Below are 12,729 nucleotides of genomic sequence, written 5' to 3' on the forward strand. Positions count from 1 at the left end.
TTCCGTTTGCCGTCGCTGTTACCACCATCGGACGAATTCCCAAATCTGCACGACTTCCCTAAGCTGAGCCAGTTAAATCAGTTTTCAGGAGTTGATCATGAAGAGCGAACGCCAAGCGGTTTCCGTGCTGGCCTCCAGCACCCTTGCTTTTACCGTTTGTTTCACTATCTGGATGATGTTCGGCGTGATCGGTATTCCGATCAAGGCGGCTTTGCATCTGAATGAAACCGAATTCGGTTTGCTCACCGCCATGCCGGTGTTGACCGGTTCCTTGATCCGCGTGCCGCTGGGAATCTGGACCGACCGTTACGGTGGCCGCATCGTCTTGTTCATTTTGATGCTCACTACCGTGTTGCCGATTTATTTGATCAGTTACGCCAGCGCGTATTGGCATTTCTTGGTCTTGGGATTGCTGATCGGTTTGGCCGGTGGTTCGTTTTCAGTTGGTACCCCGTATGTGGCACGCTGGTTTAAAAAAGAGCGTCAGGGTTTGGCCATGGGGATTTTCGGTGCCGGCAATTCCGGTGCCGCCGTCAATAAATTCATCGCGCCGGTACTGATCGCTGCTGCCGGTTGGACTCTGGTGCCGAAAGTGTATGCCGGTTTGATGTTGGCGGCTGCTTTGATCTTTTGGCTGGGTTCGGCCACCGATCCGCACCATCAAGTCGAATCGAAGCAAAGCTGGCGCGCGCAATTGGGCATGCTCAAAGATCCCAAGGTTTGGCGTTATTGTCAGTATTACTCGGTGGTGTTCGGTGGCTATGTCGGTTTGAGCCTGTGGATGGTCAAATATTATGTCAGCGAATATGGTTTCGATATTCGCAGCGCGGCCTTGTTGGCGGCCTGCTTTTCTTTGCCGGGCGGAGTTTTGCGCGCCTTCGGCGGTTGGTTAGCCGACAAATACGGTGCGTATAAGGTGACCTGGGCGGTGATGTGGGTGTGTTGGGTGGCGTTTTTTCTGTTGTCCTATCCGCAGACCGATTTTTCCATCGCTACCGTCACTGGTTTGCGCAGTTTTCATCTTGGTCTTAGCCCGCTGTGGTTCACCGTTATTCTGTTCGTGGTCGGGATTGCCATGGCGGTCGGCAAGGCCTCGGTATTCAAATTTATTTCCGATGAATACAGCGGCAATATCGGCGCGGTGTCGGGAGTGGTCGGTTTGGCCGGCGGCTTGGGCGGCTTCATTTTGCCGATATTGTTCGGCGCGTTGCTCGATCTGTCTGGCGTGCGCAGTTCCTGTTTCATGATGTTGTATGGAGCGGTGTGCGTTTCGCTGGTGGCGATGCATTTTCAGTTTCGTAACGAAGCCAATAAATTACCGAAGGAGTGAATGATGAGCCATATTTTGAATCGCTGGGAGCCGGAAGACGCCGAGTTTTGGCAGCGCGAAGGGAGTGCGATTGCCACGCGTAATTTGTGGATTTCGATTCCCAGTTTGATGCTGGCGTTTGCGGTCTGGATGTTGTGGAGTGTGGTAGCGGCCAATTTGGATAAGGCTGGCTTTCATTTCAGTAAAGATCAGTTGTTCTTTCTGACGGCCTTGCCGGCTTTGTCGGGTGCGACCCTGCGCATTTTTTATTCGTTTCTGGTGCCGCTGTTCGGTGGTCGTAAATGGACGGCGATTTCCACTGCCAGTTTGTTAATTCCGGCGCTAGGTATGGGGTTTGCCTTGCAAGACAGTAGTACCAGTTATTCGACCTTGTTAATTCTGGCGCTGCTGTGCGGTTTGGGTGGGGGTAACTTCAGTTCCAGCATGGCCAATATCAGTTTTTTCTTTCCCAAAGCGCGCAAAGGTTATGCCACGGGCATGAATGCCGGTGTCGGTAATCTTGGCGTTTCCGTAGTGCAGTTCGTTACGCCTTTGGTGATTTCTTCGGCGCTGTTCGGTGCCGCCATCAGTGGTGATGCACACGTGTTTCATAACGCGAAAACCGGCGCAGATCAATTGTTTTGGCTCGGTAATGCCGGCTTCATTTGGGTGCCATTCATCATCGCTGCCACGCTGGCAGCCTGGTTCGGTATGAACGATATCGCTTCGGCTAAGGCAAGCTTTGCCGATCAAGCAGTGATTTTCAAGCGTAAACATAATTGGTTGATGTGTTGGCTGTACATCGGCACCTTCGGTTCTTTCATCGGTTTTTCGGCCGGGTTTGCGATGCTGATCAAGGCCCAGTTCCCTGAAGTGGAAGTGGCGCGCTTTGCTTTTCTCGGTCCCTTGGCCGGTGCCTTGGCGCGTCCATTCGGTGGCATGATCGCCGATAAAATCGGTGGCGCACGCTTGACGTTTTGGGTTTTTGCCGCCATGTCTGGCACCATTTTGCTCGGAATTTTACCGGCTTTGCATGCCCATCAATTCATGTCGTTTCTGATTTCTTTCATTGTCATGTTTGTGCTCACCGGCTTGGGTAACGGTTCCACATTTTGCATGATACCGCTGATTTTTCAAACTGAACGCGAACGTGCCGCGGCGGGCGGCGGCGCGGCGGCGCTGAAACAGGCACGTTTGGATGCGGCGCGGGAAGCGGCCGCGGTGCTCGGTTTTTCCGGTGCACTCGGGGCCTATGGCGGCTTCTTTATTCCACAAAGTTTCGGCACCTCGATCAAATTGACCGGGGGCCCCGATGCCGCCTTATACCTGTTCATCGGTTTTTATATCAGTTGCATGCTCATCACTTGGTGGAATTATTCGCGCCGTGGTGCAGCCATGCCGTGTTGATCGCTCAGGCGCCTAGTTCTTTTGAACTAGCCATCCTAGTGCCAATGCGGCCAGTGCACTGGCGCTCTGAAGAATGGTCGGATGGGGCGGCGCTGCTTACACTGGTGCTACTGACTATAGGCAAATGTTTTTTGCATCGGGCCGGCTTGATTGCCAGAGGCGCGGCCCGAAAACCAACCTGCGGGGCTGCCGCCCGCCTGATACGGAGTGTAAGATGAGTCATTTTCTCGATAGATTGAAGTTTATGTCGCGGGTGAAAAGCACCTTCGCCGATGGCCATGGTGCCGTGGTGGAGGAAGACAGACAGTGGGAAAACGCTTACCGCAGCCGCTGGCAGCATGACAAGATCGTTCGCTCTACGCATGGCGTTAATTGCACCGGTTCTTGCTCATGGAAGGTGTATGTCAAGAATGGTTTGATTACCTGGGAAACCCAGCAAACCGATTACCCGCGCACCCGTCCTGATTTGCCTAACCATGAACCGCGCGGTTGTCCGCGTGGCGCCTCGTACAGTTGGTATGTGTATTCGGCACAGCGGGTCAAGTATCCGATGATACGCGGTCGTTTGATGGAACTGTGGCAGGAAGCGCGCAAAACCATGGCACCGATCGCGGCTTGGGAAGCGATCAGCCAAAATCCGGAAAAAGCGGCGCGCTATAAATCGGTGCGCGGCCTCGGCGGCTTTGTACGGGCCGATTGGGATACGGCGCAGGAAATCATCGCCGCCTCGAATGCGTTTACGATAAAAAAATTCGGTCCGGATCGGGTAGTCGGTTTTTCGCCGATTCCGGCCATGTCTATGGTGTCGTATGCAGCCGGTTCGCGCTATCTGAGTTTAATCGGTGGCGTTTGTCTGTCGTTTTATGATTGGTATTGCGATTTGCCGCCGGCCAGCCCGCAAGTGTGGGGTGAACAAACCGATGTGCCGGAATCGGCCGATTGGTATAACTCGACGTATTTGATGGTATGGGGCTCGAATGTGCCGCAAACGCGCACGCCGGATGCGCATTTTTATACGGAAGTGCGCTACAAAGGTACCAAGACCGTGGCGGTATCGTCCGATTACGGTGAGATGGTGAAATTCGGCGATATCTGGCTGGCACCGAAGCAGGGTACCGATGCGGCCTTGGCGATGGCGATGGGGCATGTGATTTTGAAGGAATTCCATCTGCACAATCCCTCACCGTATTTCCGCAGCTACGTTAAACAGTACACCGATTTGCCGATGCTGGTCGTACTGGTAGAACGCAATGGCAGCTATGTGCCGGATCAAATGCTGCGTGCCTCGCAAATGCCCAATGCCTTGCACGAAGCGAATAATGCCGACTGGAAAACCCTGGCCATTGATGAGATCAGCGGTGCGATTGTGTCGCCGAACGGTTCTATCGGCTACCGTTGGGGCGAAGGCAAGTTCGATGACGGTGCCAAGCTCGGTCGTTGGAATTTGGAAGCCAAGGATGGCGGCAGCGGCCGCAGCATCGATCCCTTGCTCAGTTTGTGTCAGCAACATGATGCCGTGCTCAGCGTGGCTTTTAATTATTTTGGCGGTGCTGATGCCAATGATATCGTGCTGCGCAATGTGGCTGCGCGTGCGGTGAGCTTGGCCGATGGCCGTACGGTGTATGTCGCCACCGTATATGACTTGACGATGGCGAACTATGCGGTCGATCAGGGCTTGGGTGGGGCGGTCGCGCATAGTTACGATGAGGATATTCCGTACACGCCGGCGTGGCAGGAAAAGCATACCGGTGTGAAGCGCGAACTGGTGATCCAGGTGGCGCGCGAATTTGCCCGGAATGCCCACGATACCGAAGGCAAGAGCATGGTCATCGTCGGCGCAGCGCTCAATCATTGGTACCACAACGATATGATTTACCGCGGCATCATCAATATGCTGATGCTCTGCGGCTGCATCGGCAAATCCGGCGGCGGGTGGGCGCATTATGTTGGGCAGGAAAAATTGCGTCCGCAATTCGGTTGGGCACCGTTGGCGTTTGCCAGTGATTGGATGCGGCCGGCGCGGCAAATGAACGGTACCAGCTTTTTCTATGCGCATACCAGCCAATGGCGGCATGAAAAGTTGGCACTCGGTGAAATTCTGGCACCGACCGCCGATACGGCCAAGATCGGCCAGATGAGCATGATCGATATGAATGCCAAGTCGGAACGGCTCGGTTGGTTGCCATCGGCACCGCAACTCGAAACCAATCCGCTCGATGTTTGTGATGCGGCCGCGGCAGCCGGCATGACGACGCCTGAGTATTTGAAGCAGAGTTTGAAAAACGGCAGTGTCAATATGAGTTGCGACGATCCCGATAATCCGAAGAATTTTCCGCGCAATATGTTTGTTTGGCGCTCGAATATACTCGGCAGTTCCGGCAAGGGGCATGAATATTTTCTCAAGTATTTGCTTGGCACGCAGAATGCTTTGTTTGATGACCCCGAGGATGCGGTGAAACCGTCGGAAGTCAAGTTCCGTGCCGAAGCGGCCGAAGGCAAGCTCGATTTATTGGTGGTGCTCGATTTCCGCATGAGCACGACTTGTCTGTACGGCGATATCGTCTTGCCGACCGCGACTTGGTACGAGAAAGATGATCTCAATACTTCCGATATGCATCCGTTCATTCATCCGCTCAGCGAGGCAGTGCAACCCTTGTGGGAGAGTCGTACCGATTGGGAAATTTACAAGGGCATCGCTGCCAAGTTCACGGAAATCGGCGGCGAGTATCTCGGTACGCGTCAGGATGTGGTGCTGCAACCGCTGATGCATGATACGCCGGGCGAATTGGGGCAAGCGTTCGAGCCGCAAGATTGGAAAAAGGGCGAATGCGACTTGATACCGGGTAAGACGGCACCGAATTTCATCGTGGTGGAACGCAATTACAAAGATATTTTTAAGAAGTTCACCTCGATCGGGCCTTTGCTCGATAAGTTGGGCAATGGCGGCAAGGGTATCAACTGGAATACCGAGCATGAAGTGCAGGAAATCGCCGGTATCACGAAAATTGTCACTGAAGCTGGCGTCAGCCAAGGCCGTCCGCGGCTTGATACGGCGATTGATGCCTGTGAAATGATCTTGACCTTCGCACCCGAAACCAATGGCCATGTTTCGGTCAAGGCTTGGGAAGCACTGGGCAAGATTACTGGCCGCGATCATACGCATTTGGCGCGCGGACGCGAGCACGACAAAATCCGCTTTCGCGATGTGCAGGCACAACCGCGCAAGATTATTTCGGCACCGACCTGGTCTGGTTTGGAATCGGAAGAAGTCAGTTACAGCGCCGGCTATACCAATGTGCATGAATATATTCCTTGGCGCACGCTGACCGGGCGTCAGCAATTTTATCAAGACCATCGTTGGATGCTCGATTTCGGTGAAGGTTTGTGCGTCTATAAGCCGGCCATCGATACCAAGACGGTAGCACCGATGCTCAATCGTTCACCGAATGGTGAGAAAGAAATCGTTCTCAATTTCATCACGCCGCATCAGAAATGGGGGATTCATTCTACCTATTCAGACAATCTGCGCATGCTCACGCTCAGTCGCGGCGGGCCGCATGTGTGGGTGTCGGAAATCGAGGCGCAAGAAGCCGGGCTGGTAGATAACGATTGGGTTGAGGTGTTCAATAGCAACGGGACCTTGACGGCACGCGTGGTGGTCAGTCAGCGGGTTCCGAAAGGCATGTGTCTGATGTATCACGCGCAGGAAAAGATCATTAATACTCCCGGTGCTGAACTCAGTGGGCAGCGCGGCGGAATTCATAACTCGGTCACGCGGGCGGTGCTGAAACCTACCCATATGATAGGCGGCTATGCCCAGTTGGCTTACGGTTTCAATTATTACGGCACGGTTGGCAGTAACCGCGATGAATTCGTGGTGTTACGCAAAATGAAAAAAGTAGACTGGCTCGATGGCCGTCTCGATGAGAAAACCGGACAGGGAGCTGCAACATGAAAATTCGTGCACAAGTGGGCATGGTGCTCAATCTCGATAAATGCATAGGTTGCCATACCTGTTCCGTCACATGCAAAAATGTCTGGACCAGTCGCGATGGCGTCGAGTACGCTTGGTTCAATAACGTCGAAACCAAGCCCGGCATCGGTTATCCGAAAGAATGGGAAAACCAACAGAAGTGGAAGGGCGGTTGGCAGCGTTCGGCCGATGGCCAGTTGACTCCCAAGCAGGGCGGTAAGTTACGGATCCTGGCGAATTTGTTCGCCAATCCGAATTTGCCGGCGATCGATGATTATTATGAGCCATTTACGTTTGATTACGAACACTTGCAAAACGCGCCGCTGATGCAAACGCCGCCAACGGCACGGCCGATTTCTGTCATCACCGGTAAGAAGATGGATAAGATTGTTTGGGGCCCGAATTGGGAGGACGATCTCGGTGGTGAATTCAGCGCCCGCAGTAAGGATGCGCTGTTCGAAGGCTTGCAAAAAGAAATGTACAGCACCTTCGAATCGACTTTCATGATGTATTTGCCGCGGCTGTGCGAGCACTGCCTCAATCCTGCTTGCGTGGCGTCGTGCCCATCGGGTTCGATATACAAGCGTGAGGATGATGGCATCGTGTTGGTGGATCAGGATAAATGCCGCGGTTGGCGCATGTGTATTTCCGGCTGTCCGTACAAGAAAATTTACTATAACTGGAGCTCGGGTAAGGCCGAGAAATGTACCTTTTGTTATCCGCGCATCGAAGCTGGTCAACCGACCGTATGTTCGGAAACTTGTGTTGGTCGGATTCGTTATCTCGGCGTGCTGTTGTATGACGCTGATAAAATCGCCGCCGCCGCAGCGGTGCCGGACGAGCAGGATTTGTATCAGGCGCAGCTCGATTGCTTCCTCGATCCGCATGATCCGGCCGTGATTGCCGAAGCGCGCAAGCATGGCATTCCTGAGAGTTGGATCATCTCGGCACAGAAATCGCCGGTATATAAAATGGCGATGGAATGGAAGATTGCGTTTCCGCTGCATCCGGAATACCGCACGCTGCCGATGGTGTGGTATGTGCCGCCGCTGTCGCCAATTCAAAAGGCGGCCGAAGCTGGCCACATGGGGATGAACGGCATTATTCCCGATGTCAAATCACTGCGCATTCCTATCCGCTATCTGGCTAATTTGCTCACTGCCGGTAAAGAAGCACCGGTGCTGGCAGCCTTGGAACGCATGCTGGCCATGCGCGCCTATAAACGTGCCGAAACCGTGCACCATGTGGCCGATACGGCGGTGTTGGAGCAGGTTGGTTTGACGGCGGCACAAGTGGAAGATATGTACCAAACCTTAGCCATCGCCAATTACGAAGACCGTTTCGTGATTCCTTCTTCGCACAAAGAAATGGTGGAAGATAGTTTCAACGAGAAGGGCAGTTGCGGCTTTACCTTCGGTAATGGCTGTTCTGACGGTATTTCGGAAACTTCTTTGTTCGGTAAAAAACCGCAAGGCAGCGCGATTTTTGTATCGATGCCGAAATCGCGTAAAAAAAGCGCCACCACAGACTGAGTTTACGAGGAATAAGAATATGACTATTTATCGCATTTTATCGGCCTTGCTCAGTTATCCGCAGGCCGAGTTGCTCGCCGCGCTGCCGGAAATCGAGCTGGCCTTGGCGGCCACCCCGGACAGCGCCGCCGCCTTGGCCCCCTTACTTGATTATCTGGCCCACACCGGCCTGATCACGCTGCAAGAAAATTATGTGGCGAACTTCGATCGCACGCCTTCGCTGGCCTTGCATTTGTTTGAACATATCCACGGTGAAAGTCGCGACCGCGGCCAAGCCATGGTGGATTTGATCGATGAATACCGACGTCATGGTTTCGAGCCGGAGGTGAGCGAATTGCCCGACTTCGTGCCGCTGTTTTTAGAATTTTTAAGTCTGGTCGATAGTGTGGCCGCCGTCAAACTACTAGGTGAAGCAATCCATGTGTTGGCCGCTATCGGCGTGCGACTGCAGCGGCGTGAAAACCCTTACGCCAACCTGTTTCTACTGCTGACTAGCTTCACCGATGTGGTGCCCCAAGAACAGGGGGAGCCGCCGGTACGCGATATGGATGATGCTATGGAAACTTTCGGCCCCGGTGCTGATGGCGTCGAACCGCTGTTACGGCCTGGTGGCCCACAGACTGTGAATTTTTATCCGCAGCGGCCACCGACAGCGATGTCGGGGTCGTGTCATTGAAAGGGGTGGCGAGCATGAATTATCTACATCAATTCCTTTACGGGATTTATCCTTATATCGCGCTGGCGATTTTCTTACTCGGCAGTTTGCTGCGTTTCGAGCGCGAACAATACACCTGGAAGAGTGATTCTTCGCAATTGCTGTATGCCGGTCAACTGCGGCTGGGGAATTTGTTGTTTCACGTCGGCGTGTTGGGCCTGTTCTTCGGTCACTTGGTCGGGCTGCTGACACCAGTCATCGTTTGGGACACGCTCGGTATCAGCCATAGCCTGAAACAAATGGTGGCGATGCTGGCTGGCGGTGTATTCGGTAGCCTCGGTATGCTCGGTTTGTTGATTTTGCTGCAGCGGCGTTTGATGAATGCGCGTGTCGCCGCGCAGACGAAGGGTCGCGATAAGCTCTTGCTGGGATGGATTTTCATTACGCTGGCGCTTGGTTTATCGACGATTTTTGAATCGGCCAATCACCGCGACGGCCACATGATGGTGTTGTTGATGAATTGGGCGCAGCATATCTTTACCTTGCGTGCGGATGCGGCTGACTTCATCGTCGATGCGCCTTTGTTATTCAAGCTACATTTATTCATGGGCATGAGTTTGTTCGTGATTTTTCCTTTCACCCGCCTGGTGCATGTCTGGAGCGGCTTTGCGGCGCTCGGCTATGTTACGCGCGCTTGGCAATTGGTACGGCCGCGCTGAGCGCTGTCATTTACTCGGGAGTAAACACAATGCCGGTTATTGTTAATGGTGTCGAACTCAATGACGCCGACATGGCGGCGGCCTTGGCCGCCAGTGATCAGTCCGATGTGTCGGCGGCCATGACGGCGTTGGTGCTGCGGCGAGTATTGCTCGATGAAGCGGCAGCGCTCGGTTTGCAGGCAGCCGATGAAGAGGGCGTGATCGAAGCGCTGTTGGCGCAGCAAGTGCCGCTGCCAAGCCCAGATGAGAGCGATTGTCGGCGTCAATACCAAGCGTATCCGCAGCGGTTTACGGTGGGTCAGTTAGCCGAAGTCAGTCATATTTTATTTCAAGTCACGCCGGCCGTCGATCTGGCGGCTTTGCGTGCGCATGCCGAAACTGTGTTGGCCGCTGTGCTGAACGGTACCAGCAGCTTTGCGGCGGCGGCAGCAGCGAATTCGAATTGTCCCTCGGCTGCCGTGGCCGGCAATCTGGGCCAGATAGCACGTGGTGCCTGTGTGCCGGAATTTGAAAGCGCGGTATTTTCCGCTGCGGTCGGGGCGGTGATCGGGCGTTTGGTGGAAACCCGCTTTGGCTTGCATATCATCGCCATCGGTCGGGTCGTGCCGGGGCAGTTGCTGCCGTTTGCAAGCGTGCAGCATCAAATTGCCAGCGCCTTGCATCAAGCTGCTTACGATAGGGCGGTGCGCCAGTATTTGCACCTTGCGGTCGGTCGCGCCAGTATTTCCGGCATCGATCTGGGTAGCGCGGATAGTCCGCTGCTGCAGTGAATCTCAAATTTGAAGAAGGAAATATCATGTCTGTAGCCATTAAAGAATTGATCCGTCAACATCACAGTGCCGACAATTGCTTGGCGCAGTGTCACGCCGCTTTGAATCGGGCGGAGCCGGCCGTGGCGGCGCAACATTTCAGCCAGTTTGACTCGGAGCTCAGGGCCCATATTCGCCTTGAAGAAGAGCGCTTGTTTCCAGCTTTTGAACAGGCTACCGGCAATCTGAGTGGGCCGACCATGGTGATGCGGACCGAGCATGTCGATATGCTGGCCTTGTGTGGGGAAATCCATGCACAGTTGGCACAAGTCAGCGCTGGCAATGCGCAGGCTCTGCTGGCGCGTTTGGGAACGGTCTTGGAACAACACAGCCTGAAAGAAGAAACTGTGTTGTATCCGATGTGTGCTGCGCGCATCAACGATCTGAGTGGCGTGCTCGGCATGGGCAGTGGCTGTTGCGGGGCCTGTTCCTGCGGATAGGCACCGGCCTCCGCCGAAAGAACTAGTACGACCTAGTCTGGCGGCGAATGGTCAGTGCGTGCGTGCTCAGGCACAATCGAGTGATGGAAACCCTTGCCCACACCTCGCCAGCCTTGATCGATCGCTTCGGCCGACGCGTCAGTTATTTGCGTTTGTCGGTGACCGACCGTTGCGATTTACGTTGCAGTTATTGTATGCCCAAGCATTTTTCCGACTTCGAAGAGCCGGAAAATTGGCTGCGCTTCGATGAAATTGAACGCGTGGTCGCGGCTTTTGCGCGCATGGGCGTGGCACGCCTGCGCCTGACCGGCGGCGAGCCGCTGTTGCGCCGGCATTTGCCCGCGCTGGTGAGTCGGCTGGCAGCTTTGCCCGGTTTGAGCGATATCGCGCTCTCGACCAATGCCACCCAATTACCGAAACACGCGGCGGCCTTACGCGCTGCCGGTGTCAGTCGCATCAATGTCAGTCTCGATAGCCTCGATCGTGCCTGTATCGAAAAAATTACCGGTCGTGATAGTTTTGCCAGTATTTTGGCCGGTTTGCGCGCCGGGAAGGCGGCCGGTTTTGCGCCGATTAAAGTCAATATGGTGCTCATGAAAGCGGTGAACGAGCATGAAATCATGAAGATGGCGCAATTTTGTTACGATGAAGGCTATCTGTTGCGCTTGATTGAAGCCATGCCTATCGGCAGCAGTGGGCGTGCCAGTGCCTATCTCGATGTCGGCCCGGTGCGTGAGCAATTGGTGCGCCGTTTTGATTTGATTCCAGAGGTGGCCGAACTCGGTGGTGGGCCGGCGCGCTACTGGCGTACCCGTGATGGGCGCGGTACTATTGGTTTTATTTCACCGCTCAGTCAGCATTTCTGTGCCAGTTGCAACCGCGTGCGCTTGGCCGTCGATGGTACTTTGTATCTGTGCCTCGGTCAGGATGAGAAATTGGCCTTGCGCCCCTTGCTGCGCGCCGGGATCAGCGATGTTGAGCTGGAGTTGGCGCTGCGCGCGGCGATAGAACTCAAGCCGGAGCGCCATGACTTCACTGAGCAGCCTGATAAAATCATACGCTTCATGTCACAGACCGGCGGCTGAGGCGTTTTTTTTGCGAAGACGATTGTGACTGAAACGAATAAACTTCATCAATTCATCGAAGGTTTTCAACGCTTTCAAAGTAAATACTTTGTCGGCGAAGAGGCTCTGTACCACCGGCTTAAGCTCGGGCAAGACCCGAGTACTCTGCTGATCGGCTGTTGCGATTCGCGCGTCGATCCGGCGCTGCTGCTTGATTGTGATCCCGGTGATATTTTCGTGGTGCGCAATGTCGCCAATCTGGTGCCGCCTTGCAGTGATAGTGAGCATGTACATGGCGTCAGCGCGGCGATACAATTTGCGGTCGAAAGTTTGCAGGTGCAGCGTATCATCGTGATGGGACATGAAAAATGCGGCGGCATACGCGCACTGATGCAGCCTGCGCAGCCCGACCAAGCGGATCAAACGTCGCGTCCGCTCGATTTCATCGGTCGCTGGATGCGCATGGTTGAGCCGGTCAAGCAGCAGGTGTTACAGCGACTGGCCCATTGCAGCCAAGAGGAACAGCATCGCGCCTGTGAAATGGGTGCGGTGATCATGTCGCTCAATCATTTACGTAGCTTTCCCTGGGTGGCCGAACGCGAAGCGGCCGGCAGCATCGTCTTGCATGGCTGGTATTTTGACATGAGTGAGGGTGCTTTACTGGCGTATTCGGAGCGTTCCGATTCATTTTTGCCGATGGTGTGCCCGTTGGGTGTAGCTCAGCATAGCCGTCGCAGTGCCTTCGTTTGAGGAAGAAAACCCTATGTATCTGAAGCGCCGTATTGTTACACGCGCTTGTCGCGCCCTTGGCGTGGCACAGT

The 12,729-nt window shown here is 54.4% G+C and carries 10 protein-coding genes; all 10 read left to right on the forward strand.

The features are described 5' to 3' along the window. Positions 1–97: 97 nt before the first annotated feature. Positions 98–1,330, forward strand: a complete 1,233-nt coding sequence (locus QN359_RS05195) for a nitrate/nitrite transporter (protein ID WP_322247805.1) — start codon at positions 98–100, stop codon at positions 1,328–1,330. Then, a complete protein-coding gene (locus QN359_RS05200) occupies positions 1,331–2,716 on the forward strand; it encodes a NarK family nitrate/nitrite MFS transporter (RefSeq protein ID WP_322247806.1) in 1,386 nt (461 codons plus the stop codon). Between the two features lie 214 nt (positions 2,717–2,930). Next, positions 2,931–6,671 (forward strand): nitrate reductase subunit alpha, encoded by a 3,741-nt coding sequence (locus tag QN359_RS05205; RefSeq protein ID WP_322247807.1) that lies wholly within the window; start codon positions 2,931–2,933, stop codon positions 6,669–6,671. Next, positions 6,668–8,221 carry a nitrate reductase subunit beta gene (gene narH / locus QN359_RS05210; protein WP_322247808.1) on the forward strand — a complete coding sequence of 518 codons (1,554 nt, stop codon included), beginning with the start codon at positions 6,668–6,670 and terminating at the stop codon, positions 8,219–8,221. The genes QN359_RS05205 and narH overlap by 4 nt, the downstream gene beginning before the upstream one ends. Before the next feature lie 19 nt (positions 8,222–8,240). Next, positions 8,241–8,897 carry a nitrate reductase molybdenum cofactor assembly chaperone gene (gene narJ / locus QN359_RS05215; RefSeq protein WP_322247809.1) on the forward strand — a complete coding sequence of 219 codons (657 nt, stop codon included), beginning with the start codon at positions 8,241–8,243 and terminating at the stop codon, positions 8,895–8,897. Positions 8,898–8,911: 14 nt separating this feature from the next. Then, positions 8,912–9,595: a respiratory nitrate reductase subunit gamma gene (gene narI / locus QN359_RS05220; RefSeq protein WP_322247810.1), complete on the forward strand. Its 684-nt coding sequence runs from the start codon at positions 8,912–8,914 to the stop codon at positions 9,593–9,595. 29 nt (positions 9,596–9,624) lie between these two features. Next, positions 9,625–10,365 (forward strand): peptidylprolyl isomerase, encoded by a 741-nt coding sequence (locus QN359_RS05225; RefSeq protein ID WP_322247811.1) that lies wholly within the window; start codon positions 9,625–9,627, stop codon positions 10,363–10,365. A gap of 26 nt (positions 10,366–10,391) precedes the next feature. Then, on the forward strand, positions 10,392–10,844 hold the full coding sequence (locus tag QN359_RS05230) for a hemerythrin domain-containing protein (RefSeq protein ID WP_322247812.1): 453 nt from the start codon (positions 10,392–10,394) through the stop codon (positions 10,842–10,844). Between the two features lie 83 nt (positions 10,845–10,927). Beyond that, the gene (gene moaA / locus QN359_RS05235) at positions 10,928–11,929 is read left to right on the forward strand and encodes a GTP 3',8-cyclase MoaA (RefSeq protein WP_322247813.1); all 1,002 of its coding nucleotides are present in this window, start codon (positions 10,928–10,930) and stop codon (positions 11,927–11,929) included. 24 nt (positions 11,930–11,953) lie between these two features. Further along, entirely contained in the window at positions 11,954–12,658 is a 705-nt protein-coding gene (locus tag QN359_RS05240) for a carbonic anhydrase (RefSeq protein ID WP_322247814.1), read from the forward strand. The last annotated feature ends 71 nt before the right edge of the window (positions 12,659–12,729 follow it).

The organism is Undibacterium sp. 5I2 (assembly GCF_035019605.1).
Classification (GTDB): domain Bacteria; phylum Pseudomonadota; class Gammaproteobacteria; order Burkholderiales; family Burkholderiaceae_D; genus Undibacterium.